Genomic DNA, 25,791 nt, shown 5'->3' with positions numbered 1-25,791 from the left:
GAAGGGCGACTTGAGGGCGTTGATATAGAGGGCTTCTGGCCTGATAAATCCAGAGTGCCTGCGCTGGCGTAATTCAGATGCAGTTCAGCTGGGACTGTTTTAAGAAGAAAGGGTTATACGAATAACGTTAGTTGCTGGCTTAAGTGCTTCAGCATTGCGTCTGTGCTGCGTCAGATCGCGTCATCAATAAGGACGCTGCGAAATTGCCGGGGGCAGGGGGGTGAGAAAAGATGGTCGCCAATGCTGAGGGCATGCCGCGTGCCCTCAAGAACCACCTGGAGCACATTGATGATTCGTTACCTGAAGAAAAGTAAACCTGTCGAAGCTCAAGCGGAGATTGCGTCCCAAGTCCGCGAGACGGTTGAGCAAATCATCGCCAACGTCGCCAAAAACGGTGACACCGCCGTTCGCGAATACTCGAAGAAATTTGATCACTGGGAACCGGTGTCCTTCCGTCTGACCGATGAAGAAATCGCGGCGTGTGTCGCCAGTCTGTCCGAACAGGAAATCGGCGATATCAAGTTCGCCCAGGCGCAAGTACGTCGTTTTGCCGAAGTGCAAAAAGCTTCCATGCACGACGTTGAAGTCGAGACCTTGCCGGGCGTGATTCTCGGCCATCGCAACATTCCGGTGAACTCGGTGGGTTGCTACATTCCTGGCGGTAAATACCCGTTGCTGGCATCGGCGCACATGAGCGTGCTGACGGCCAAGGTGGCGGGCGTCAAAAGGGTTGTGGCCGCAGCGCCACCGTTTGATGGCAAGCCACACCCGGCCATCGTCACCGCCATGTACCTGGCGGGAGCTGATGAAATCTATTGCGTCGGCGGGGTGCAGGCGATTGCCGCGTTCGCGCTGGGCACCGAAGCCTTCACCCCGGTCGATATGATCGTCGGCCCTGGCAATGCCTATGTCGCGGAAGCCAAGCGTCAGCTGTTTGGCAAGATCGGTATCGACCTGATTGCCGGGCCGACCGAGACCCTCGTGATTGCCGACGACAGCTCCGATGTGGAAATCATCGCCGCCGACTTGCTTGGTCAGGCTGAGCACGGCGTCAACTCTCCAGCCGTGTTCCTGACCAACAGCCCTGAGCTGGCGGAAACCCTGCCAGCGGAAATCGAGCGGCAGTTGGCCATTCTGTCTACTGCGCCGGTCGCTTCGGTGGCGTGGCGTGATTATGGCGAAATTATCCTCTGCGACACCGTGGACGAACTGGTCGCGGAAGCCGACCGGATCGCCTCCGAGCACGTGCAAGTCATGACCCGGGACCCGCTGTATTTCCTTGAGCACATGACCAACTACGGCGCGCTGTTCCTCGGCCAGCGCACCAATGTCTCCTACGGTGACAAGGTGATCGGCACCAACCACACCTTGCCGACCACCGGCACCGCGCGCTACACCGGCGGCCTGTGGGTCGGCAAGTTCATCAAGACCTGCACCTATCAACGTGTCCTGACGGACGAAGCCTCGGTGCTGGTCGGCGAATACTGCTCGCGTCTGTGCGGCATGGAAGGTTTTGCCGGGCACAAGGAGCAGGCGGACATCCGCATTCGGCGGTACAAGAAATCCGCTTGAGGTCGTCAAGTCATTTGCCGCGCGTGGCAAGCGGGTGGCGAGAAAAAGGGTCGTTTCTCGCTGCTGCCGGTCACTCTTACCGTCTTGCCACGTGTGTTCAGGCTCCCCATTCGGGGAGCCTTTTTTTTGAACCGTTCGAAAAAATCCCGTTATTCCAGGCTGGACTTGAATGAGGCAATGCAATGCAAACCTTGTCGATTAAAACAAGAATTACGCTGGCCGCCGGCAGTTGCCTGTGTGTGATGGTGTTCTGTCTGGTGGGGTTTTCGATTCATCAGATGCGCGACACCTCCGCCGTGGTCAGTCAGTCGAGCACGGATTCATTGTCCCTGGCCTCCATGCAATACCTGGACGCCACCGGGCACCTCCAGGCCAATGGCATCGAGCAGCGGTTTCTCAGCAGCATGATGTTCACTCGCTCACTGGCGACCCAGGTCGTCATGCTGCGCCGTCAGGCCCGGCAAAACGGTCTGGCCCCTAAGCAAGTGCGGGCCGATCTGTACCGGTTGCTTCGCGCGCAGGTGGCAACCACGCCGGAGATACTCGGCGTGGGCCTCGCCTTCGAGCCCAATGCACTGGACGGTGCCGACGCGAGCAACATCAACGGCGCCGACTTCTCCGGCAACGCCAATGGCCGTTTCGGGGTATACGTCTCTTCGATGCAAAATTTCATTCTCGAAGACAAGGACATGCAGGACGACGGCGACCCCGGAAAAGAGTGGTGGAACTGCCCGAAGAAAACCCGCAAGGCGTGCCTGATCGAGCCGTATTCGTTCCTGCTCAACGATGTGCCAACCCTGACCTCGAGCATCGCGATTCCGTTGCTGGATGGCGGCAAATTTCTCGGCGTGGTCAGCATCGACCTGCCCTTGAGCAGCTTGCAAAACATCGCCCAAAAAGCGAGTGCGTCGCTGTTTGAGGGGCAGGGGCAACTGACCTTTGTCAGCGCCGCGGGTGCTGTCATGGGCAGGAGCGGCGATCCTGCGGCGCTGGGAAAATCCATCATGGACATTTTTGCGCAACAGGCGGCTGACATGTTCGAGAATGCGAAGTCGGGCAAGACGCTGGTGATCGATGATGGCGGCAATCCGAACGTCATGCTCGTCGTGCCATTTTCCCCCATCCCCAACGCCAGCCAGTGGATGACGGTGATCGAGGTGCCGCGCGCCACGTTGATGGCGTCGGTCGCGGCGTTGCAGCAGGTACTGGAGCAATCCAATCGAACATCGATCATCGTGCAGGTGGCTACCGGCATTGGCGTTACCCTGGCCGGCACATTGCTGATGGGCTGGTTGGCGGTGAGCGTCACCCGGCCGATCCGCCGGGTCAGCGCAATGCTTGAAAACATCGCCAACGGCGAGGGCGATCTGACCCAACGCCTGAGTGCCGAGCGCCGCGATGAAATGGGCACGCTGGTGGGCTGGTTCAATCGCTTCCTCGACAAGCTGCAGCCGATCATCGCCCAGGTCAGCCAGAGCGTGCTGGACACGCGTTCCACCGCCGACCAGGCGTCGTCGATCGCCACCCGGACCAGCAGCGGCATGCAGCAGCAATTGCGGGAAGTCGAGCAGGTCGCGACGGCCGCGCATGAGATGAGCGCCACCGCCCAGGACGTCGCCCGTAATGCTTCCATGGCCGCAACCGCAGCGCGCAATGGCGATGTCGCGGCCCGATCCTGCAAGGGCACGATCGAAACCGCTGCGCAATCCATTCAATCCCTGGCTAACCACATGAACGGCGCCATGGCCGGAGTTCGCCAACTCGCCGACAGCAGCGAGCAAATCGGCAGCGTGCTCGATGTGATCCGCAACATCGCTCGGCAAACCAATCTGTTGGCGCTGAACGCTGCCATCGAAGCGGCGAGAGCGGGGGAGACCGGTCGGGGTTTTGCGGTGGTGGCGGACGAGGTTCGGCATCTGGCCCAGCGCACGCAGGATTCAGTGAGCGAGATCCAGGCTGTGATCGAAAGCCTGCAGAGCGGGACGCGCGATGTCGTGAGTGCCATGCAAAGTCAGCATCGCCAGGCCGATGACAGCGCTGCGCAGGCGCTGGAGGCTGTCGATGCCCTGGCCAATGTCAGCCAGAACATCGACATCATGACCGACATGAACCTGCAAATCGCCAGTGCGGCGGAGGAGCAGAGCGCGGTGACGGAAGAGGTGAACCGCAACGTCTCGGCCATCAGGGACGTGACCGGGGCATTGGTGGCGCAGGCGGATCAGTCGGCGCGGATCAGCCAGGCCTTGAATGACCTGGCGAACCAGCAGCAACGACTGATGAGCAATTTCAGGGTTTGAAGAAGCGGTGCACACCTGCATTTGCAGGAGTTCGGCTTGCTGGCGATAGCGCCCGCTCAGGCGATAAATGTTGGCGGATGCAACGCTATCGTCAGCAAGCCGGCTCCTGCAGTCAGTCGTGCGGCTGCCGCGGATAGGGTTATGCACGCCCACGCTGGATATGATCCGCCGCCTTCTCGCCAATCATGATCGCCAGCGCATTGGTATTGCTGGAGCACAGGCTCGGCGCGATGGAGTTGTCGGCGACCCGCAGGCCTTCGATCCCGTGTACCCGCAATTGGTTGTCCACCACGGCCATCCCGTCCGTACCCATTTTGCAGGTGCCCACCGGGTGCAGCGCCGCATGCGCCTGCTGTCGCACGAATCTCAGGTAATCGCCGCGGGTGCGCAACGGTTCGGCGGGGACGTGCTCGCGCAGAATGTGCCCGGCCATCGCGCGCTGGGACATGATGTGCCGACCGAACTCGGTCGCCTGTACCATGCACTCCACATCGAACGGATCGCTCAGGTAGTTGGGTTTTATCGACGGGAAATCCATCGGGTCTGCGCTGCGCAACGTCACGGCACCCGTCGAGCGCGGACGGGTCTGGCACACGTTCAGGGTGCAGCCGTTGCCCCCGGGTACGGAACCGACCCCGGCTTCCACCCCGGCTCCGGCCATGAAGCAGAATTGGGCGTCCGCACGATTCTCGGCCACCGACGTACGCCAGAACGCACCACCTTCGACCACGTTGGACGTCACTGGTCCCCCTCGAAACAGCGCGTACTGCAAGCCAGCCGCGAGTTTCCAGTGCGGTTTCTTGTACTTGTCGTAGCTCAACGGATGGCGCAGTTCGTTGATCAGTGAGACTTCGATGTGATCCTGCAGGTTCTGGCCGACCCCGGGCAGGTCATGTCGCACCTCGACGCCTGTGTCCCGCAGGTGATCGGCGGGACCAATGCCGGACAGCATCAGCAGCTTCGGCGTGTTGATCGCGCCCGCGCTGACGATGACCTCGCGCTCGGCCCGGAGGACCCGACGCTGGTTCTGCTCCAGGTATTCAACGCCCGTTGCACGGCCGTTTTCGACCAGAATGCGCAAGACCCGGCAGTTGGTTTTAACCGTCAGGTTGGTTCGTTTGCGCGCCGGCTTCAGGTACGCGACCGACGTGCTCGATCGCAGGCCATTCCTGGCGTTGATCTGATAAAGCCCGCAGCCGTCCTGCACCCCGGAATTGAAATCGGCGTTGTAGGGCAGCCCGGCCTGTTGGCAGGCTTGCAGCCAGAACTTGGTCAGCGGGTGGGTGTAGCGCTGATCGCTGACGCCGAGCGGACCCTCGGTGCCGTGCGCATCGTTACTGAACCGATCGTTGGTCTCGCATTTCTTGAAGTAGGGCAGCACGTCCTCGTAGCCCCAGCCCTCTGCGCCATTCGCCGCCCAACAGTCGTAATCGGCCGGTTGCCCACGCAGGTACACCATGGCATTGACGGAACTCCCGCCACCGAGCACGCGTGCTTGCACCATGCTCGGGTTGGCTGCGCCGATATAGTCCGCTGGTGGTTCCCAAGGGTAACGTTCGACCAGATTGCCCTGGCTGGTCTTATAGAAACCGACCGGCAGATGGATGAACGGGTGGGTGTCCCTCGGCCCCTCTTCGAGAAGCACCACCGAAACCTGCGCATTTTCGCTCAGGCGTGCCGCCAGGACACACCCGGCTGACCCGCCCCCAACCACGATGAAGTCGACCACTGCTATATACCGCCCTGAATAAAATCCTACGGATAACCCGACACCTGTAGGAGCGAGCCTGCTCGCGATGCACTTAAGCGCACCGCGGGCTATCAGATACCCCGCGTTATCGTTGACGACCATCGCCAGCATGCTGGCTCCTACAGGAGAGCGGTGTTTAAGCTGGCATCACCACAAAACTGTCCGGTTTGCAGGTCAGCGCCACATCCGATCCAGGCGGCAGTGCGTGACTACCCGGTGTTGGCAATTGTTGGCATTTGAGGTCGAGGGTGCCACCAGCAACCGCCACCCGATAGATGACCCGGTTACCAATGAACGAGGTGTCTTTCACTTTACCGACAAACGCCCCATCGGCCAGCGGCGTGCCCAGTGCAGGCTCAAGGCCAATGGTTTCGGGACGGATCGACACATTCACCGGCCCGGCACCCAGGCTGTTCCTGGCGGTGTGCGCGTAACGACCGAACGGCAGGTCGACAAACCCATTGCTGGTTTCACCCAGCCCGTAAGTGCCGTTGACGATGTTGGTATCACCGAAAAACTTCGCAGCGAACAACGTCCGTGGAGACCAGTACATCTCCTGCGGCCCGCCGATCTGTTCGATGCCGCCCTTGTTCAACAGCACCACGCGGTCGGACAGGATCATCGCTTCATCCTGGTCATGGGTCACATACACGAAGGTGGTCGACGTCTCTTCGTGGATCCGCTTGATCTCATTGAGCATGTGATGGCGGATCTTCAGGTCCAGCGCCGCCAGTGGTTCGTCGAGCAGCAGCACAGCAGGACGATTCACCAGGGCCCGTGCCAGCGCGACGCGTTGCGCCTGCCCGCCGCTGAGTTCGGAAATCCAGCGATTCTTGAAGGTTTCCAGCTGGACCAGCTCCAGTGCCTTGGTCACTTCGCGTTTGATCTCGTCTTTCAGTTTTTTCTTCAGGCGCAGCCCGAACGCCACGTTATCGAACACGTCCAGGTGTGGGAACAGCGCGTACTTCTGGAACACCATGTTCACCGGGCGATGCTCTGGCGCGAGGGATGTGGAGTCCTTGCCGTCGATCACCACTTTGCCGGTGGTCGGTTCTTCGAAGCCGGCGATGATGCGCATCAGCGTTGTCTTGCCGCAGCCGCTCGGGCCCAGCAGGGTCAGGATTTCGTTACGCTTAACGGTCAGGTCGACTTTGCCCAGGGCGGTCAGGTTGCCGTAGCTCTTGGAGATTCCGGTCAGTTCAATACTGTTGGTCATGGCGATTACTCTGCAGTTTCAGCACGTTCAAGTTCGAGGCGGCGACGGCGCAGGGTCATGACCAGGCCGGCGATGACGATGATGGCGATGGTCACGACCAGCATGAATACCGAGGCGGCATTGATGGTTGGACTGACGGCGCGGCGCATCATCGAAAGAATCATGAGGGGCAGCGTGGTGTCGCTGCCTGTAACGAACACGGTGATCAGGAATTCGTCCATGGACAGCGCCACCGCGAGGATCGCGGCACCGGCGATCGTTGGGCCGATGATCGGCAGTGTCACTAGCCAGAACGCCTTGAGCGGTGAAGCCCCCAGGTCACGGGCGGCCTCTTCGAACGACAGGTCGAAGTACTCCAGGCGGGAACGCACCGACTCGACGAAAAACGGAAAAGTAAACAGCGTGTGGCCGATGACGACGGTCAGCAGCGAGCGCGGCAGGCCAATCAGCGAGAAGAAGATCACCAGCGCGATCCCCAGGAACAAGCCGGGCAGGGCGATCGGGGCGAAGTTCATGAAAGCGAACACGCTTTTGACGCGACCTTTCATGCGCATCAGCGCCAGTGCCGAGAACGTCCCCAGCAGCGTGGTGAGAAGGGCCGAGCCAGCGGCGACGATGGCGCTGTTGGTCAGCGCCGTCATGAAGTCCGCGCTGCTGAACAGCGCCTCATACCACTGCGTGGAAAAGCCTTCGAACGGGAACGACAACGAGGCCGACGAATGAAAGCTGAACAACGCAATAATCGCGATGGGCGCGTAGAGGAAGAGCATGTAAACGTACGTGAAGAGTCTGATCATGGCGGTCACCTTGCGTTTTTATTGGCGGCATTCAGTCGTGGTAGCGTTTGCCGGGCGCCAGGTTGGCGGCCCGCAAAACGCCCAGCAGCAGCGCATAAACCAGCATGAAGACAATCAGCAGCAGGTAAGCCATGGCCGCTCCCAGCGGCCAGTTGCCGACTGAGCGGAACTGGTTGGCGATCACCAGGCCGGTGGTCATCGCGTCTCTGCCGCCCAGCAGCTGGGGCGTGACGTAGTCACTGGCGGCGAGGACGAAGGTGAACATGAATGAGCTGACGATGCTCTTGTGCGCCATGGGCATGATCACCCGCCACAGGATGGTGGAACCGCTGGCGCCCAGATCGGCGGCGGCCTCCAGGTAATCCTTCTTGATGTCGCGCAGGCCCGAGACCAGCAGCAACAGGGTGAACGGCAGCATGATGTGGACCAGGGTCAGCACCACCGAAAACTTGCTGAAGACCAGCCAGTCCAGGGGTTGATCGACCAGCCCGAGGTGCATCAGCGTCGAGTTGATCACGCCGTTGGTGCCGAGGATTGAGCGCCAGGCGTAGACCCGCACCAGGTAACTGGAGAACCACGAGATCAACGCCAGGTACAGCACAGCGTTGGAGCGGGTCCGGTAAACAATGTAATAGGCGACCGGGGCGCTGATGACTGTCGACAGAATGGCGGTCCAGAAACCATTCTGCAGCGCGATCCACAGCGAGTCGTAAAACCCGGTGGCACTCAGGGCCTTCGCGTAGTTGGCCAGCGTGGCGGCGGGCTCCATGCTGAAGGTCTTGGCGGTCCAGAAACTGGCGACCAGCAGCAACACCGACGGAATAAGAAAGAACACCACCAGGAACAGCAGTGGAGGCGACGCCAGCCAGTACCCGCTCAGGGTTTTCTTGTCGATTTTCACGCGTTTACCGGTCTGCGAATCCCTTTCTTCAAGAATGATGGGCTCGCTATTGTTGACTACGTTCATGATGAATTTGCCTTTGCTTTTTGTTTCGATGACGAGGGCGCTTTGGCGAGCGCCGGCACGGTATGACGTGTGCTTTTTCTGAACCGTACGAACGGCATCGACAGGCCATTCCATCGCCTCCATCGAGCAGAGGAGCGCGTGCCCGAAAACACGCACTCTCCGGTGCCGTCCACCCAAGCAGTTCCCTCAAACAGTCCCTTCAAATAACCCGACCGCCGACGGCTCTAGAACGAGCCTTTGAAGTTCGCCCACTGGTCGATCCATTCAGCATAGGTCACATACTTGTCGGAGCTCAGGGGAGGCTGGCCGTAGAGTTTCGATTTCTCGAAAAAGCTGTCCAGGTTCGCGTAGTCGAAGGTGTTTCTGAGCTCTGCGGGCAGCAGCGGCACCGCCTGGGTGTTGACCACGCCGGAGAACATGGTGGTCGCCATCTTGGCCTGGGTTTCAGCCTCGAGCGTCTTGTTGATGAACTCCAGTGCCAGCGGTACATCCTTGGCGGTTTTCGGGATGAACAAGGCATCGCACCAGAGCGCTGCACCTTCTTTGGGGACCGACAGCGCCGTGTCTACACCACGCTTTTTGGTCTCGCTAGGCGTGTTGGCCGACGCCGAGAACACCACGTCGACTTCGCCCGACACCAGCAGCGAAACCGCGTCGCCCGAGGAGGCTGCGAAGACGCGGCACTGATCGCGGTACGGTTTGAGTTTCTCGAAGGCGTCGTCGAACTCGGCACGGGTCAGGTTGGGGAACTTGTCGCCGTAGCCGGCAATGATCGCGATGAGTGACCAGTTCGAGGTGCCGTCATCGACGAAGGTCAGTTTGCCTTTCAGTTTCGGATCAAGCAGGTCCTTGTATTCGAGCGGCTTGGTGACGCGCTTGGGGTTGTAGACGATGGTATTCATGCCCCACAGCAGCGGCACGCCCCATTGCTTGCCATCCCAGAACCAGCGTTTGCCCTTGTAGAACAGCGGAACGGTGTTCTCCGCGGAGTAGTTGGGGATCTTCGAGGTGTCGATCGCCTTGAGCAGGCCCATTTCCTGGTAGATGGTCTCGTAGCCCAGCGCGTACATGGTCAGATCAAGCTGCACCGGATCAGAACCGGCCAACCGGGCGGTAATGTCGTCCTGGTTGCTGGCGTAGCTGGACCGTACGGTGATGCCACGCTGCTTGCGCCAGTCGGCGAGCTCCGCGTCACCGGTTTCACCTTCCCAGCCGAGAATCTCGAGGTGACCACCCGCGGCGGCGGCAAATGCGCTAGGCATGAAGGAGCCCATGTACAACCCTGCGGCCGATGCGGCAGCCCCCAGCAAAAACGTACGCCGTTTCAAGCTAATCGAATCCAGGTCAATGCCGGTCAATCCAAAACCCGTCTCTGTTTCTTTTTTCATTTCGAGTTCCTGCCTAGGGTGGTTGTGTGAAAACGATTAGCGACTTGCAAGGGCGTTGGCTCGGCGGGTGTGCCGGGCGTGTATGCAGTCCTGTAGATCGGCAGTGTGATGGCCAGCATTGGTTCCATGGGCTGGGGAGGCGGGCGATGCGCAATTGCCTGTCGAGAGAACATGGCGCACCTGGACCTCCACTGATCCGATTGACTCTTCCTCGGCTGGGCTGCGCGGCTTTCCTCAAGTGGCGAGGGCAAGACTTGAAGCGACGCGCCCAGCGCTTGATAGGCTCGGCTTGTTGTTTTCATGGATCGAGTATTGGCCTGGCAGGCAGAGCACTCAATTTCGCAGCGCTCACAAAAGCGACGCACTCTGACGCATCAAAGTGACCTAATCGGCGCAACACGCTCTCTCTGACGATACTTCCCCTAGCGTGGGTGACCGGCGGCGATCACCTGCGTCAACGTGCGTCTCTTTTGCGCAGGGTGCGAAATTGAGCCGCAAGTGCTCCAGGCGAATACTCCAGTGGCGATACCGAGAGGGGCGAGGTGCATTCCGCCTTCCCACCTGCACTGATTGATTGGAGTGTCCTGTGAAACTCACCGGTGGCCAGATTGTTGCAAAAGCGCTGAAAGCGAACGGTGTCGGTTATGTGGCCGGCATGCCGGGTAACGGCACGTGGGCCCTGTTGGAAGCATTGCTCACGGTTGGCACCGACATCCCGTTCATTCAAGTCATGCAGGAGCAGAGCGCCGTGCATCTTGCCGATGGCTACTTTCGGGCGTGCGGTCGTTCCATGGCGGTTTTGCTCCCGGTGGCGCTGGGTCTGTCGAAGGCGCTGGGTGCTGTCGCCTCTGCACTGGCGGGCTCGTCGGCCATGCTGGTGATCAGCGGCGAGGACGGTGATGAGCGGCCGGCAGCGCCGCCCACCGCGACCGCTAAAGAGCACGTGCGGGTGGCCTTGCCCGACCAGTTGCCGCACGCCCTGCGGCAATCCTTCGACACGATGTTCAGTGATCGCGCCGGCCCGGTCAGCCTGGATATTCCGGCCGCGGTTCTGCGCGCCTCGATGGATGTCCGACTGGCGCCCGCCACGTTGCGAGCGACCAGCGAAGTGCTGAGGGCAGACTCACGACTCAACGTTGTCGCCCTGCGCGAAGACAGCGCGTCGCGTCCGATTGAAGACGGTTCCGGCGATGTCGCACCGTTGACAGTACAGAGACCCATGGCCGAACTACGGTCGGTTCTGGAGCAGGACGCGATAGTGGTGGTGGGTACGGGGAATCTCCAGGCGTTGGTCAGAGAGATGTTCCCCGTCTATCAATCCAGAAATCTCTGCGCCGCCAATGCGGGCATGCCGGGCTGGGCGGTGCCGGCGGCTATCGGCGCCAAGCTCGCCATGCCGGCGCGCCAGGTGGTGTGTGCCGTGGGGGATGGGGATTTTTTGCAATCGATGCAGGAAGTGGCGGTGTGCGTGATGCACAGCATTCCCGTGGTGTTCATCGTGTTCAACCACAGCGGGTATGTGTCGTTGAGCGATGTGCAAACCCCGTTAGTCGAGCAGCACCGGGCCGGCGAGTTCAATCTCCCGGACGGTAAACCGTACGCTCCCGACTTCGCGGGCATCGCCAGAAATTTTGGTCTTGAGGCGTGGCGGGTCGAGCATGCTTCGCAACTCAATCCGACGTTTATCAAGGCGTTGAACAGCAAGGGGCCGTCGTTGGTGGAGGTCATCACGACGCGCGGCCCACAAGTGAATTAATCAAGCGTTGACAGAGGAATCGCCGCCGATCATCGACGGGCAGCCTCGCAAGTAATGGTTCAGTCCTGGCCACCCCACACGATAGTGGCGTTGTCACCGGTCATGTATTCGCGCACTTCCAGTGGCAGCGACTGATCGCTGGGCAACACGGCGGTCGCGTTGCGCAGGTGATGTTTGCGAATCTTGCCCTTGTCCACCAGGCCCAGGGCCATACGGGTGGAAAAGGGCTGGCGGAAGGATGAAGACGCCACCCCGGTCACCAGGCCATAGAGGAAGCGGATCGGTCGGCGATGTTGCGGGGTCAGGATCGAAAAGGTCATCTCGTTGCGTTGCTTGCCTTCAAAGTCCACGAGGAACAGGCGGTCCCCAAGCAACAGGCAAAAACCGTGATAAGTGAATGAGTAGCCAATCTTGCCGCTGCCATCCAGCAGCGGGAAGCGTTCTACCGTGACGTACTGGACCATTGAATCGGCGCGATACAGGCAAGTGACAGAGCGCAGGATCCGGCCTTTATAAATCGAGGAGTTGTGATAGCGGTAATAGACGCCCAGATAGTCTTCAAGCAAATCGACCGACTGTTTTGCCAATGGCAGGAAATGATTGAATTGCGCCGAGGCCCGCAAGTCTGTCGGTAATTCGTTTTCGTAGCCTTCGTAGAACTTCTTGAACTCCGCGGGCGGGCGAAAAAGATCTTCGGCTTCCATCATGAAATAACGGCCGATTTTTTGAAGGATCTTTTGTGAGGGGACGTGCTGGCCCACCAGGTACTTGTTGAACTGTTGGCGATTGACATCAACCTTGCGGCACATGTCGGCAACCGAACGGCACGACTCTACCAGCGTGCTGAGGTTCTTTTGCACATTGGCCTGCAAGTCGCTGCGAACCTGTTGTCGCTCGGGGTGCGAGGTGGCGGTGTTTAACGACATGGGGGGCGGATCTCCTCGGCTGGGCATGGTTCTCTCGATCTGTTCAGTTCGGATGAATCGGCGGTTATACAAGTTATAGGGCAGTTATCGAATAACCGTCGTTTAACCTTTATAAACTCAATAACTTAACCAACTCCAATGTAATAAAGCATGTTTCATGCCGTTTTAATTTCAGGTTTTTCTTATAGACGGTTGCGTCAGATTGTAAGCGGTTTTACCCATTTATCGACCGGATAAAACATCGCCGCACTTGACCGGTAGAACCCGATTAAAGGGGCCGGAAGTTACGGGTGGCCCCATGTCAGTAACACATTGATTTTTGCGGAGTAACACACTTTTTTGTATCGGTAGGAGGCTTCAAGAAATGGCCAGGTTAACCGGCGACATTCCAGGGCAGCGGCGTCTGAAGATCGGCATGGTGGGTGGCGGCCAGGGCGCGTACTTTGCCAGCTACCATCGGGCTGCCATGCGCCTGTGCAACCGCTTCGATATTGTTGCGGGCGCCTTCTCTTCGGACCCAGATAAATGCAGGGAAGCCGGGGCGGCGTTCAACCTTGATGAAGAGCGGATCTATCTGTCATTCGCCGACATGGCCGCTGCCGAGTCGCGACGGCCGGATCCGATTGAGGCCGTCGTCATCGTCACGCCCAATCACCTGCATTTCGAACCGTGCCGGCTGTTTCTGCAGGCCGGCATCCCGGTGATCTGCGACAAGCCGTTGGTAAACAGCGCCGATGAGGCCTACGCGTTGGCCAGCATTGCCGATCGGCACAATACCTTTTTCGCGCTGACTTACACCTATCAGGGCTACCCGATGGTAAGGGACGCTCGCAGCCGGATTCAGGCCGGCGAGTTGGGGGACGTGCGCTTCATGTATGTCGAGTACCTGCTGGAATGGCTGGCGCCTGGCGTCGAGGGCTTGAGCAAGAGCCTCGCCTGGCGCGGCGATCCTGAAATGGCCGGCCCGACGGGTGCCTTGGGCGATGTCGGGACGCATGCGTTCAACATGCTTGAGTTCCTGTCCGGACGCCGCTGCACGAACCTCAATGCCAAGTTGAGCACGGTCGTACCCGGCTGGGGCCTGGACGACACCTGTGTGGTGCAGCTCGAGTTTGAGGACGGCATCGATGGATTGTTGTGGGCCAGTTTCGCGGCACCCGGTCATCGCAACGGCTTGCGCTTCAAGATTGTCGGTAGCCAGGCGTCCATCGAGTGGAGTCAGGAATCGCCGGAAACCCTGCTGTTCACGCCCATTGACGGCGCCGACCGCATCCATCGTCGTGGCCAGAGTGACAACGCCGCGCAGACGCTGGCCTGCACCAGCCTGCCGCCGGGCAATACGGAAGGGTATCTAGAAGCCCTCGCCGTGCTGTACGCCGATTTCGCCGAGGCCCTCGATGCCGGAGCCGAGTGGCGCACCGCGACCCGCGTGCCGTTACCGGACATTCACGAGGGCGTGCGCGGCGTGGTGCTGTCGCAGGCGTGTGTCGAGTCCAGTCAGCGGCGGGCCTGGGTGCCTTTTCCAGAACGGTAACTTTGCGTGGCATTGCGTCACGCGTCCTTCAAGTTGAGCGTTGCGCTCACAACAACGGTGGTGAGGAAAAAGATGTCAAGCGAACTGCATAGAGCGGCGTATTCGGTACTGCTTCCCGCATTTGGTGATTTGCAACTGGACGACACTGTCCGGCGTTTTCTGAGTCGCGGTGGTGTCTCCATTTTGCTGGGCGAAACCCGGGACGAATATGTGGGCAGAGACATGAGCGTGGCGCGCAAGGGCGCTGAGTCCGCTGCCGACTTCATCGACATCGCCCGGGAAGCGGCGTCATTGGCCGGTGCGCCGGTGCTGATCGCGGTGGATCAGGAACTCGGCGGCATTGAACGGCTCCACCGGTTGGTTCCGGCTGTCGCATCGAGGAACCAATTGCACGACCTCAGTGCACCGGAGATCGAGCAGCGCTGCTTTGCGATGGCGGGCGTGGCGCGGGAGCTGGGCGTCAATCTGTTTCTGGCACCGATCGTCGATGTGGTCACTGGCGCCAACCCTTGGTTGCACAACCGACACCTGGGCGCCGACCCCGTTGAAGTCAGCCGGGTGTCCTGTGCCTTTATCCGCGGAGTGCAACGTGCTGGCGTGATTGCCACCGCCAAACACTTTCCCGGCCACTACATCACGGAAACGGACCCGGCCATCGCGGAAGCCACCGTGCCTGGCCCGCTGGCGTTGCTGCACGACAACCTTGAAGTGTTCAAGAAAGTCATTGCTACCGGCGTGCAAGCGGTGATGCCGGGGCCGGCGGTTTTTCCGGCCATCGACCCTGATCATTCCGCCTCTACTTCAGCCAAGGTCATCGGGGTGTTGCGTGACACCCTTGGATTCAGCGGCTTGATCATTTCCGATGACCTGGATGCGGTGTCCATCCTCAGGGGTAACTCGATCACCGACACCGCCGTCGCTTCGCTGGCCGCTGGCGCACATCTGCTGCTGGTGTCCAGCGAATCGGGCCTGGATGCGATTGCCGAATCGATTGTCGCGGCCGTTCACGAGGGTGCGCTGGACCGGCAGATTCTGCTGGATGCCGCCACCAGGGTTCGTGAACTGGCAGTGGCCAATCACGACCAATACCACTCAACGCGGAATTGATCATGAGCGCGATTGAAAGCCAGGCATACAGCGTACTGTTTCCAGTGTTGCTCGATCTCCAGATGGATGACGGCGTGCGCAGATTTCTCGGCAGTGGCGGGCGCAGCCTGTTGTTTGGTGAGACCGCGCAGGAATATGTCAGCGGTAAAATGAGCGCGAGCCGGCTGGCGTCGGAGACATTGGAGAAGTGGCAGCGCTTCACCGGCACGGCAAGGGAATTGGGTGGGCCGCTGCTGCTGGCGGCCGATGCCGATATCTCTGCCGTCCACCGTTTGCAAGGCATTGCGCCTGCCCTGCCTGACCCCGAGCTCGCCAGAACCATGGGCGTTGTTGAACTGGAAGAGGTGTGTTTTCAGGTCGGCACAGCGGTGCGCAAGGCCGGTGTGAATCTGCTGTTATCACCGACCGCCGATGTAGTGGCTGGCCCCAATGTGTGGCTCCAGGGCCGAACGCTTTCCGATGATGTCGACCGTGCCGCCGCTATGGTGGGCGCCTATGTGCGTGGCGTGCGCCGTGCAGGGATGGCCAGCACCCTGAAGCATTTTCCCGGGCATCCAGTGCTGCTGCGCCAACCGTCAACCGAGGAGGCGGTGGTGACCGAGTCGCTGGAGCAACTGCGCGCCGGCTGGCCCGCGTTTCAAGCCGGGGTGGATGCCGGTGCGGACGCGGTGATGATGGGGCCGGCGATTTTCGCGGCCTGCGAGCCCCCCGTTGCGGCCTCGGTTTCGCCTGAGCTGATCGGGTTGCTGCGCCGGGAGCTGGGGTTCAAGGGGTTGGTCATGACCATTGATCTGGACCACCGCTCCACGATAGGCGAGTCGTCGCTAGGCGAGGTGGCGGTTGCTGCGTTGAACGCGGGGGCAGATCTGCTACTGATTTCGGCGAAGGCGATGCCGGAGATTCCGCAGATTGTTCGTGCGATCACCGGGGCTGTCGCGGCGGGCACCCTGGCTCAGGAGCGTCTGGATGCTGCGGCGATGGCGGTTTGCGCATTGGCCAATCGCCTGGCCGCCCCTTACTCGTAACGCCAATTCCTGTGGGAGCGAGCAAGCCCGCTCCCTCAGGTCATTAAACCTGACGCAGCCACTGCGTCAGGTTGCGCCGGATTTCCTGCAAGTGCGAAATCACTACCGGAACCCTATCCCTCTACACTGGGAAGCAACGGTAGGAGCCTGACATGAACACTCAAAAAAACATCCTGGCCTTGCATTCCACGGTCGCCAAGCATTCAACGCTGGCCATGGACATCGACATGGCGAAGACCCTCGGTTTCGATGCGCTGGAAATCTACAGCGGCAAACTGGAGGCTTATCTTCAGGCCGGTTATTCGGAGCCGGAACTCAAAGCGTTACTCAAGGATATCCCCGTCACCGGCATGGGTTACCTGCGGGACATCGAACGCCAGGGCGCCGAGCGCGATGATTTGTTGAAGGAAGCGGAACGGCTATTTCAGTTGGCCAGACTGGTCGGCGCCAAAGGTGTTCAGGTGCTCACCGGCCCCATCAACGTTCAGGCCGTGATCGATTACCAGCAGCACGGCACGAGCCCTCATTACAGCGGTTTGCTGGGGTGGTCCGAGCCTGAACAATATGCGTTGACCGCGCACAACCTGGCGTTGCTCGCCGACCTGGCCAGGCAGTACGACGTTCTGCTCTACCTGGAAGCGCTGTCATGGACGCCTCTGAATACGCTTGAGCATCAACTGCAGCTGATCGAGCGCAGCGAACGCGACAACGTGAAGATAGTGATTGACTACTGGCATTGCTTCACGTCCGGCGTGACACCCGAAGACATCGCACGCATGAACAAAGACGTGATCTACGGCGTGCACGTGTGTGACTCGCTGCCGTTTTCCGGTGGTATCCCCAATGAGGAAATCCTCCGCGACGTACCGACGGGGCAGGGGATATTGAACCTGCGCGAGTGGACGGACGCGGTGAAAGCCACCGGTTACGAGGGATGGTGGAGCTGTGAGTTGTTTTGCAAAAAGCAGCAGCAACAAAACAGTTATGAGGTCGCGAAAGATTTAAAGGCGCTTTTAGCCAGCCTGGTTGGACGTTAACGCGCTTTAAAACCCCCGTTCTTACAATCTGCACCTCATAAAAGGTATCAAGTCGTCATGGTGGATTTCATCGTAATCGGAGGCGGCTCGACAGGCTGCACGGTGGCCTCGAGACTCAGCGAAGAGGCGTCTGCGTCGGTGGTTCTTTTTGAAGAGGGACCGCGCGATCGCAATCCCTACATCCATATTCCCGGTGCCTACTATAAAACCGCGCAAGGTCCGCTGCTCAAGCGCTATGCATGGGAGCCCACCGAAGATCAGCGCCGGACTGAAACGCCGACCATGGTCCAGGCCAGCGTGCTGGGTGGCGGCAGTTCGGTGAATGCGATGATTTACATCCGCGGCGTGCCCGCCGACTACGACGGCTGGGTCGAACAAGGGGCGACGGGCTGGTCCTACCAGGACGTTCTGCCTTACTTCAAAAAAGCCGAGGATAACGAGCGCTTCTGCAACGACGTGCATGGCGTTGGCGGGCCGCTGGGTGTTTCTGACCCGATCAATATCCATCCGCTGACCAAAGTATGGTTGCGCGCCTGCCAGCAATACGGTCTGCCGTATAACGAAGACTTCAACTCGGGTCACCCTGAGGGATGCGGGTTGTATCAGATCACCGCAAAAAATGGTTTTCGCAGCAGTGCGGCGGTGGCCTACCTGGCGCCGGCCAAGGCTCGCAAGAACCTGACGGTGAAGACCGGCTGCCGGGTGATCCGCATCTTGACCCAGGGCAGCAAGGCCATCGGCGTCGAGTACGTCGAGAACGGCGTGCGGCAGGTCATGCATGCGGAAAAAGAGATCGTGCTGTCGGCCGGCGCCATCAACTCCCCGCGCTTGTTGATGTTGTCGGGCATCGGCCCGGCCGCGCACCTGGAAAAACAGGGGATCAAAGTCGTCAAGGATCTGCCCGGTGTCGGGCAGAACCTACAGGACCATATCGAAGTGTCGCTGGTCTATGAACTGACCGGGCCGCACAGCTACGACAAATACAAGAAGCTGCACTGGAAGATGATGGCGGGCTTGCAGTACGCCCTGTTCAGGCAAGGCCCGGCGGCGTCCAACCTGATTGAAGGCGGGGCGTTCTGGTGGGGCGACAAGGCGGCGGCCAACCCGGATATCCAGTATTTCATGGTGGTCGGCGCTGGCATTGAAGAGGGCGTCGACTCGGTGCCGGGGGGGAATGGCTGCACCTTGAACCTCGGCCAGATCCGTCCCAGGTCCCGGGGCTACGTCGAACTGTATTCCGCCGACCCAATGTCACCGCCGCGCATCGTGCCCAACTATTTCTCCGACCCGTACGACATCGAAAGCCTGGTGGATGGCTGCCTGGTGGGGGAGGCGATCATGTCCCAAGCCGCGTTCAAACCCTATCTGGCCAGGCGGCATGTGCCAGACGCGGCGGTCAGCACTCGAGAGGCCATGAGAAAGTTCTGCCATGAAGAAGCCCACGCGGCGCTGCATCCTTCCGGCACGTGCCGCATGGGGGTGGATGAGCACTCGGTGGTTGCGCCGAATCTCAAGGTACACGACGTGGAAGGGCTGCGTGTTGCTGATGCATCGATCATGCCCACGTTGATATCCGGCAACCCTAATGCTGTGTGCATCATGATCGGTGAGAAGGCGGCCGACATGATCAGGAGGGGTCAGTAGGCCGACGCGTATTACCGGTCGAGCAAAGCGTGGTTGTCACCGAGGACGCGGAGATATGTAGGAGCCGGCTTGCCAGCGATGGTGGCCAACGATAACGCGTGCAGCCTGAATCAACGCGGCGCCCTTGCGTACATCGCCAGCAAGCTGGCTCCTACAGGGGTTGAGTTTGTTGCGGGCTACAACGCGTTGGGCGGCAAGTGGGTAGCGTCGCAGGGCTATGACCACTGCCCACACCCCAACTGTAGGAACGAGCATGCTCGCGATGAACTCGAGAACGCCGCGTTTCTTCAGAAAGCCCGCGTCATCGTTTACGTCCCTCGCGAGCAGGCTCTTGCGGCCGGAATTCTGCGCGGTGTCGCGTCAGGGCCTGCGGTAATGGCTCGGTGTGACGCCGACTTCGCGCTTGAACACCTGGGAAAAATGGCTGGCGCTGCTGTAGCCGACGTCCATGCCGATATCGATGATGCTTCGGTCGGTCTCGGCCAGCAGTTGCTTGGCCCTGGTCATTCGCAGCTTGATGAAATATTGGGAGGGTGAGTGGCCTGTGGCGCGTTTGAACAGGCGACTGAAATGGTATTCGCTCAGGCCGATTTCGTGCGCCAGTTCGGACAAACGAAATTCTTCGTCGAGGGTGTTCTCCATTACGCTCACCACGCGCCGAAGCTTATAGGCGGGGAGGGCATTGCGTAGGGCAATGTTTTCGGCGTTGTCGTCGCGATAATGGCGGGCCAGGTGCACGGCCAGGCATTGCGCGATGCCCTGCATCAAGAGCGGGCTGGTTTGCGCCGAGGTCGTCAGTTCGAGCCTGAATTGTTCGAGCAGCAACGACAGCGCCTCATCGCGTCCTCCGGAGACTTCGCGCAAGCGTATGGCATCGGGCACGCCTTGATCGGTTTCTTCGATGGCGCGCTCCAGTAGCTGCAGTCCGAGGTAAACGTGCATGACCACAAAGGGGGCGGCACTGGTGACTTGCCAACGCATTTCATAGGGCACCGCCGAGGTGGTCAGGAAAAAGTCGCCCTGGCGAACCGCGCTCGCCACCCAGTCCTCTCCCGGCTCTCTTTCCTCGATGGCCGCTTCCCCGGACAGCACCCAGACAATCAACGGTTCGGCCACGGCGGGAACGACCAGACTCGGCTCGGCCCGCTCTCGGGTAAAAATCTGCACCAGCACGTCTTTCGCTGAAACATCGTCAGACGCCGCCAGGCGTACTCCGCGGATATGCGCTTCCAGGCCGGTCGCTGAGGTTCGCTCTGCGCTCGTCACTGCCAGTCTCCCTTCGCTATTTCATACTGCTGGATAAAAAACTCAGAGCAGGCTCCACGACACCCCGACATATACCCCCAAACCTTCACCCGGCGTCGACCGTGCGGCGTCCAGCCCTTTGTCGTCGTAGCCTGGCGTGACGGTGGCGGCGTAGCGTTTGTTGGTCAGGTTGCGCACGTCCAGCCAGGTCTGCCAGTCGCCCTTGGGGGCGTTGTAGCCGACGGTGGTGCCGAACAGGGCGTAGGGGTCGGCGTCGTAGCTGTTGGCGTAATCCACCGCCACTTTTGAGGTCAATTGGGTGTTCAGCGCTGCGAAGAAGCCCAGCGGCCAGTCGTAGCGCAGTTCGCCCTGATAGTAATGCATCGGCAGGCCCGGCAGGCGGTTGTCGCCAAAGCGGTCGTCGTCGCGGTAATGGAAGTCGCTGAAGGTATAGCTCTGGCGCAAACTCAGTCGGCCGCCATCGTCCCGCGTCCAAAGATCGCTGTTCAGGCTGGCTTCGACGCCCTGGTGCACGGTGGGGCTGGCGTTGAGTTCATAGGGCGTGATGGCGTTGGCATCCGGCAACACCGAGAGCAATTCGTGGCGCACCTGGGCGTAGTACCAGGCCAGGCTCCATTGCCCGACGCTGCTGTCGCCGCGACCGCCGAGTTCCAGGGTGGTCGCAGTCTGGTTCTGCAGCTCGATCGGGTCGCGTTGGGTGCCGGTGGCGGGGCCGCTGCCTACCGGAAACCGCTGGTTGGCGCTGTAAATCAGCGACCACGGATGCGGCGCTTCGACCGAGCGACTGAGGTTGCCGAACAGCTGCAAATCGGGCGTCAGTTGGTAGCGCAGACCGATTCGCGGCGCATAGTCCCAGTCGTTCATGCTGGTCTTGCCTCCGCCGTCGGGGTAAGTCACCGCGCTTTCGCGGCGGGTGTAGATCGCGGCGAGCCCCGTGGTCAGCCACAGGTCGTCGGCGATCTCCAGGTCATTGCCCAGATGCAGAACCGTGTCCGAACCCTGATAAGTGAAGTCGCGCATGTGCGTGCCCGGCTCATAGCCGGCGGTGTTGCCGGTAGGGATGCGCACCCACTCGCTGGCGCCATCATTCGGCAGGTGCTTGGTCACGCGCAGACCCACCGTGCTGCGGCTTTCCAGGCCCCAGAGGGTATCGCGGCGCTTGTAGTCGAAGGTGCCGCTGACGTCCGTGTACGCCACCGTCAAACGGTTCGGCCCCTCGCGCAAATCCATCGGATAGTCGTGGTAGACAAGGCCGGTCTGGATGCTCGAATCGTCATCGAGATAGAACGTGGTCTTGTTGCCGATGAAGGTGCTGCCTGGCTGCTCTCGGCTGTCGTCCCGCGCCACGTACGCGGGGTTGGCTGCGCGTGGGGTATGCTCGATGGAACGCTTGGTCACGCGCCCGGCGAGGTCGTTGTCGGTCTGGCGATAGCGCAGGTAGAAACGGGTGTCCAGGTTGGGATTGAAGCGATAACCGAAGTTGGCGATGACGCCCTGGCTGTCGCTGTTCGTGTGGTCCTGGTAGCCGTCGGCACGCGCATCGGTCACGGCCACGTAGTAATCGAAATCGCCCAGCACTTGCCCGGAGCTGACCTGACGCTGTTGATAGCCGTGGCTGCCCATGGCGTAACGCACCTGCAACTTCGCTGCGTTGTAGCCGGTGTGGCTGACGTAATCGACTGCGCCGCCCAAGGCCAGCGCGCCGCGATCGAAGCCGTTGGCGCCGCGCAACACTTCCACGTGATCGAGCCACAGCGGTTCCAGCAACTCGTAGGGCGTGCCGCCGGGGCCGGTCAGTGGCAGACCGTCAAGCAGCGTGTACAACCCCGAGGCGTGGGCGCCCGGTGCGCGGTTGATCCCTGATCCGCGGATAGAGATCTTCACCCCTTCGTTACCCGCCGACTGCGCATAGACGCCTGGCTGGTAAGCCAGCACATCCTGATTGCTCGCCACGCGGCCTTGCAGCGGGCGGCGCAGATCCACCACGTTGGTGCCGCCGGGCACCTGGGCCAGCCGCGCCTGCGCTTCCTCGATCGACGCGTCTTCGCCGCTCTGATCCTCCGCCCCGATCAGCACTTGTCCAAGCTCCAGGCCTTGGGCTTCGGTAATGGCCGGACAAACAAGGGCCAGGCCCAGCAGCGCAGCGGGCAAGGATTTGGGCGAGGGCATTGGGAAACTCCAGACGTGCAGGAACGGGCAGTGAACAATTGCGACGTCAGCAAGAACGAAGGAAACACATGGCGATTCTGTTTTTGGCGAGGGTCGCTAACGATAACGCGAGCTGGCTGGATCAACGCGGCGCGCTTACGCCCATCGCCAGCAAGCTGGCTCCTACGGGTAATGCGGTATCTGAAGGTTCTCTGGAGCGCTACTTTCGGCACTCGGCCAACACCACTTGACAGGTGTCCGGCGTGCCCCCGGATCGGCCGGCGTAGCGGATGCAATTGTTCAGGGATTTGCTGCGCGCCATGCTCAAGGTGTCTCCCCACGCAAGGCCGCCCTCGCCGGAAGTGGGCAGTGCTTTGGCGTAGCAACTGGAACCGACGTTTGCCGTCGAATAGCGAGTCCCCTTGCCGGAACACCCTCCAATCAACGCCATGTTGAGCGCGAGCAGGGAGGGCAGGATCCATGACGAGACGTGTCGCGCTGTTTTTTGGGTCATGGCGATGTCCTGCAAAATGCGTCTGGCAGCGTGTGTGGAGCGCGTGCTTATCAGATTAGATGATAAGACAGCGCCCAATGCAGTTGAACTGGAAGCTGACTGGCTGGTCAGGATAAGCAGTCACACTTCTCCCGTCACGAGGATCCCACCATGCATCTCTACACCCTTGAATACCTGTTCAACGGCGAACCCCGCACGCAGACGTTCGAATTCAAACAGCCGCAGCTGCCCGTCCATGAAGCGGCCATGCACCTGTTACAACTGCATTTTGGCGATGGCGAAAACAGCCTGATCATGCCCAATGCGGACGCCACGCCGGAAGAAATCCTGGAGCAGGCCGAGCTGGTCGGGCTGACTCGGATTGAAGTCGCCGAGCAACCTGGCTGATAGGCGCAGACTCAGGCTCGGCGGATTGGCAGGGATGGCGCCGGATGCGGCGGCACCGGGCAAATTGACCTAAAGCCAGGTATTCACCACCCGCCGATCCAGCTCTTCCCAATCAGCCATGCCCAACACCCGAGTGGTGTTCAATCCGCGCAAGTAGCCGCGCAACTGATTGGCAGTGGCCCGAGTCAGCTCCGGGTCGGGCGCGGTGTCGGCGAGCAGCACGCTTTCATACTGGATCAGGTATTCGGCCACCCGATCGCGGAAGTCGGGCAAAACGGCGTCGCGGATCAGGTCAAAAGTTCTCAAGCAGCGATCCTCATCAGTTTTTCCATGTGGTGATTGAGTATGCATCCCGCTGTGCGAGGCGTAACTATCGCTAGACGTAATAGTCACCATTACCAAACGTAAGTTCTGTTTTGTTCGGAATAGTCGGAAAATCGGCTCCAGAGAGTCAATGAACAGAATTTTTTGTTTTCAGGATGAGAGTGATGCGCCCTTTATTTGTGACTGTCCTGGCTTTTGCCTCGCTGCTTGCCGGTTGCGCCTCCGCGCCGAACGACCCGACATTAACGTTGCAGACCCACAAGACACCTGCCCAATTCGCTGACTGCGTCATACCGAAATTGCAGGGCAGTGCGTTGAACCCGACGGTTTCGCAGACCCAGCGCAGCTACCGCATCGTGGTGCCGAGCAAGGTTTCGGCGGACAACGTGCTGGAGGCTTACAAGGCTGGCAACGGCGGCAAGGTGTTCGTCTACGACCGGCATTTGCTGGCTTCGAACTTCCTGCCCTCAAGTTTTGAACGTGCCGCACAGGAATGCATCTGAGTCCGGCCGTACACGTTTTGCACTGAGCTCCTTTGGTTGGCCGCAACCAACCAATTTTTTGCCCCGCACCGCATTCGGTGACGGGGCTTTTTTTGTCTGAGTTCCGGAAACCAAGCAGCTCCTACGGAATTTGCGATTTCACGCTGTAGCGCGCGTCGTTGAGCGGGTCCCCACTCGGCACATCATGCAGCGAAATCCTCGACGTCTCCGGCAACGCCAAACCGCCGATCAACGCAAGCACGGCCACGGCGATCAGGTAGAACGCCGGCGACAAGTTGCTGCCGGTGGTGGTGATCAGCCACGTGGCCACCAGCGGCGCGGTGCCGCCGAACAAGGTGTAGGCCATGTTGTAGGTGATCGCCGAAGCGGTGTAGCGGGTTCGGGTGGGAAAGGTTTCCGAAAGCAGGGCGGCGGTGACCACGTTGCACAATACCGCGCCAATCGCCAGCAGCATGACGCCCACGATGGACGCGGCGAAGGAACCGGAACTGGCCATCAGGAACGACGGATACACCGCCACCATCAACAGCACGCCCGCGGTCATCATGGTCTTGCGACGGCCGACCCGGTCCGAAAACAACCCGGCCAGCGGGCAAACCACCGCGGCGAACATCAGGGCGATCAGCGATACCAGCAACGCCATCGCGCGGCTCAAGCCGCCGGCGACTTGCAGGTAGGTCGCAAAATAGGTGGTGAACATGTAGAACGACAGCGCCGTCAGCGACACGAACGCGCCCAGGTAGCACATCGCCGCACCATGATTGCGCAGCGTGTCCTTGATCGGCGAGTGCGCAACCGCATGCCTCTGCGCTACGGCCTGGAACGCCGGGGTTTCGTCCAGTTTCCAGCGCAAGTACAGGCCCACCAGCCCCAATGGCGCGGCAATCAGGAACGGCAAGCGCCAGCCCCAACTGCCCATGGCTTCGGCCGATAGCGAGGCTTCGAGCGCATAGGCCACCACTGCGGCCGAGGCGAACGCGGCAAAGGTCGAGACCGGAATGAAGCTGCCATACCAGGCGCGCTTGTCATTGGGCGCATGCTCCATCAGGTAGGCGCAGGCCCCGGCGTACTCGCCCCCGGCAGAAAAGCCCTGGGCGCAGCGGATCAGGCTGAGCAGAACGGGGGCCAGCACCCCGATCGCGGCGTAGGTGGGCAACAGACCGATCAAGGTGGTCGCACCCGCCATCAGCAGGATGGTCATGGCCAGGGTTCTTTTGCGACCGATCCGGTCACCCAGCCTGCCAAAAAAAATCCCACCAAGCGGGCGAAAAGCAAAGGCCACGGCGAACACCGCAAAGGTCTTGAGCAATGCCGCGCTCGCATCGCCGCTGGGGAAAAACTGCTGGGCAATGGTCGTGGCCAGAAAGCCATACACCGCGAAGTCGAACCATTCGACGAAGTTGCCGATGCCGGCGGCGACAATGACTTTTCTAAGGGTTTGCGGGCTGACCTGCCCGGTGGCGCTGCTCGTCATGCGGACCTCGACGTTTCATCAATTAGCCTTCGATTATCGGGGCCGTGGCTGAAAGCACTTGCTTGCCAAGTACCCTCCGCGTAGTCAGGACCGACTTGTTGCGGTTCGCTGAAGCATGATCTGTGCCGGACAAAGTGAGGGCTGGCGCAGACAACCCGG

General features: G+C 60.4%; 21 protein-coding genes and 1 pseudogene. 11 read left to right on the top strand and 11 right to left on the bottom strand.

The window, feature by feature from the left end:
• Positions 1–288 precede the first annotated feature (288 nt).
• From hisD to NTD84_RS30010, 3 genes and pseudogenes are all read left to right on the top strand, one after another.
• Positions 289–1,572, top strand: coding sequence for a histidinol dehydrogenase (hisD, locus tag NTD84_RS08750; protein WP_262164752.1), 1,284 nt, complete (start codon positions 289–291; stop codon positions 1,570–1,572).
• A 182-nt stretch (positions 1,573–1,754) separates the two neighbouring features.
• Positions 1,755–3,011: pseudogene (locus NTD84_RS30015) on the top strand (HAMP domain-containing protein); the annotation flags it as partial.
• Between the two features lie 102 nt (positions 3,012–3,113).
• Positions 3,114–3,869 (top strand): methyl-accepting chemotaxis protein, encoded by a 756-nt coding sequence (locus NTD84_RS30010; RefSeq protein WP_410017338.1) that lies wholly within the window; start codon positions 3,114–3,116, stop codon positions 3,867–3,869.
• Positions 3,870–4,008: 139 nt separating this feature from the next.
• Here NTD84_RS30010 and NTD84_RS08740 read toward each other — a convergent pair whose 3' ends face one another.
• The 5 genes from NTD84_RS08740 to NTD84_RS08720 all read right to left on the bottom strand — a co-directional run bounded on the left by NTD84_RS08740 (position 4,009) and on the right by NTD84_RS08720 (position 9,987).
• Entirely contained in the window at positions 4,009–5,598 is a 1,590-nt protein-coding gene (locus NTD84_RS08740; RefSeq protein WP_262164750.1) for a GMC family oxidoreductase, read from the bottom strand.
• A 157-nt stretch (positions 5,599–5,755) separates the two neighbouring features.
• Positions 5,756–6,835: an ABC transporter ATP-binding protein gene (locus tag NTD84_RS08735; RefSeq protein WP_262164749.1), complete on the bottom strand. Its 1,080-nt coding sequence runs from the start codon at positions 6,833–6,835 to the stop codon at positions 5,756–5,758.
• A gap of 5 nt (positions 6,836–6,840) precedes the next feature.
• Entirely contained in the window at positions 6,841–7,632 is a 792-nt protein-coding gene (locus NTD84_RS08730) for an ABC transporter permease (protein WP_262164748.1), read from the bottom strand.
• 31 nt (positions 7,633–7,663) lie between these two features.
• Positions 7,664–8,599: an ABC transporter permease gene (locus NTD84_RS08725; RefSeq protein ID WP_262164747.1), complete on the bottom strand. Its 936-nt coding sequence runs from the start codon at positions 8,597–8,599 to the stop codon at positions 7,664–7,666.
• 224 nt (positions 8,600–8,823) lie between these two features.
• Complete coding sequence (locus tag NTD84_RS08720; RefSeq protein WP_262164746.1) at positions 8,824–9,987, bottom strand: PotD/PotF family extracellular solute-binding protein; 1,164 nt, start codon at positions 9,985–9,987, stop codon at positions 8,824–8,826.
• Between the two features lie 586 nt (positions 9,988–10,573).
• Here NTD84_RS08720 and NTD84_RS08715 point away from each other — a divergent pair.
• A complete protein-coding gene (locus tag NTD84_RS08715) occupies positions 10,574–11,743 on the top strand; it encodes a thiamine pyrophosphate-dependent enzyme (protein WP_262164745.1) in 1,170 nt (389 codons plus the stop codon).
• A 59-nt stretch (positions 11,744–11,802) separates the two neighbouring features.
• On the opposite strand, the gene NTD84_RS08710 is transcribed toward NTD84_RS08715, so the two are convergent.
• On the bottom strand, positions 11,803–12,669 hold the full coding sequence (locus NTD84_RS08710) for an XRE family transcriptional regulator (protein WP_262164744.1): 867 nt from the start codon (positions 12,667–12,669) through the stop codon (positions 11,803–11,805).
• A gap of 364 nt (positions 12,670–13,033) precedes the next feature.
• On the opposite strand from NTD84_RS08710, the gene NTD84_RS08705 reads away from it, so the two are divergent.
• The 5 genes from NTD84_RS08705 to NTD84_RS08685 all read left to right on the top strand — a co-directional run bounded on the left by NTD84_RS08705 (position 13,034) and on the right by NTD84_RS08685 (position 19,016).
• On the top strand, positions 13,034–14,203 hold the full coding sequence (locus NTD84_RS08705; protein WP_262164743.1) for a Gfo/Idh/MocA family protein: 1,170 nt from the start codon (positions 13,034–13,036) through the stop codon (positions 14,201–14,203).
• A 72-nt stretch (positions 14,204–14,275) separates the two neighbouring features.
• Complete coding sequence (locus NTD84_RS08700; RefSeq protein ID WP_262164742.1) at positions 14,276–15,310, top strand: glycoside hydrolase family 3 N-terminal domain-containing protein; 1,035 nt, start codon at positions 14,276–14,278, stop codon at positions 15,308–15,310.
• A 2-nt stretch (positions 15,311–15,312) separates the two neighbouring features.
• Positions 15,313–16,335 carry a glycoside hydrolase family 3 N-terminal domain-containing protein gene (locus NTD84_RS08695; RefSeq protein ID WP_262164741.1) on the top strand — a complete coding sequence of 341 codons (1,023 nt, stop codon included), beginning with the start codon at positions 15,313–15,315 and terminating at the stop codon, positions 16,333–16,335.
• A gap of 152 nt (positions 16,336–16,487) precedes the next feature.
• Positions 16,488–17,372 carry a sugar phosphate isomerase/epimerase family protein gene (locus tag NTD84_RS08690; RefSeq protein ID WP_262164740.1) on the top strand — a complete coding sequence of 295 codons (885 nt, stop codon included), beginning with the start codon at positions 16,488–16,490 and terminating at the stop codon, positions 17,370–17,372.
• A gap of 57 nt (positions 17,373–17,429) precedes the next feature.
• Complete coding sequence (locus NTD84_RS08685) at positions 17,430–19,016, top strand: GMC family oxidoreductase (protein WP_410017337.1); 1,587 nt, start codon at positions 17,430–17,432, stop codon at positions 19,014–19,016.
• Between the two features lie 360 nt (positions 19,017–19,376).
• Here NTD84_RS08685 and NTD84_RS08680 read toward each other — a convergent pair whose 3' ends face one another.
• The 3 genes from NTD84_RS08680 to NTD84_RS08670 all read right to left on the bottom strand — a co-directional run bounded on the left by NTD84_RS08680 (position 19,377) and on the right by NTD84_RS08670 (position 22,944).
• A complete protein-coding gene (locus NTD84_RS08680; RefSeq protein WP_262164739.1) occupies positions 19,377–20,282 on the bottom strand; it encodes a helix-turn-helix domain-containing protein in 906 nt (301 codons plus the stop codon).
• A 42-nt stretch (positions 20,283–20,324) separates the two neighbouring features.
• Positions 20,325–22,451, bottom strand: coding sequence for a TonB-dependent receptor family protein (locus NTD84_RS08675; protein ID WP_262164738.1), 2,127 nt, complete (start codon positions 22,449–22,451; stop codon positions 20,325–20,327).
• 199 nt (positions 22,452–22,650) lie between these two features.
• The gene (locus tag NTD84_RS08670; RefSeq protein ID WP_262164737.1) at positions 22,651–22,944 is read right to left on the bottom strand and encodes a hypothetical protein; all 294 of its coding nucleotides are present in this window, start codon (positions 22,942–22,944) and stop codon (positions 22,651–22,653) included.
• A gap of 150 nt (positions 22,945–23,094) precedes the next feature.
• Here NTD84_RS08670 and NTD84_RS08665 point away from each other — a divergent pair, with 150 nt between their 5' ends.
• Positions 23,095–23,331 (top strand): hypothetical protein, encoded by a 237-nt coding sequence (locus tag NTD84_RS08665; RefSeq protein WP_262164736.1) that lies wholly within the window; start codon positions 23,095–23,097, stop codon positions 23,329–23,331.
• A gap of 69 nt (positions 23,332–23,400) precedes the next feature.
• Here NTD84_RS08665 and NTD84_RS08660 read toward each other — a convergent pair whose 3' ends face one another.
• Entirely contained in the window at positions 23,401–23,637 is a 237-nt protein-coding gene (locus tag NTD84_RS08660) for a hypothetical protein (protein WP_262164735.1), read from the bottom strand.
• 182 nt (positions 23,638–23,819) lie between these two features.
• Between NTD84_RS08660 and NTD84_RS08655 the strand changes: the two genes are divergently transcribed.
• Positions 23,820–24,158, top strand: coding sequence for a hypothetical protein (locus tag NTD84_RS08655; protein ID WP_262164734.1), 339 nt, complete (start codon positions 23,820–23,822; stop codon positions 24,156–24,158).
• 121 nt (positions 24,159–24,279) lie between these two features.
• On the opposite strand, the gene NTD84_RS08650 is transcribed toward NTD84_RS08655, so the two are convergent.
• Complete coding sequence (locus tag NTD84_RS08650) at positions 24,280–25,632, bottom strand: MFS transporter (protein WP_262164733.1); 1,353 nt, start codon at positions 25,630–25,632, stop codon at positions 24,280–24,282.
• Positions 25,633–25,791: the final 159 nt, after the last annotated feature.

Origin of the sequence: Pseudomonas sp. 14P_8.1_Bac3, from assembly GCF_025466085.1 — a bacterium.
Lineage (GTDB): Bacteria > Pseudomonadota > Gammaproteobacteria > Pseudomonadales > Pseudomonadaceae > Aquipseudomonas.
The sequence above is the reverse complement of the archived record's forward strand: the minus strand, read 5'-3'. Positions and strand labels throughout refer to the sequence as shown.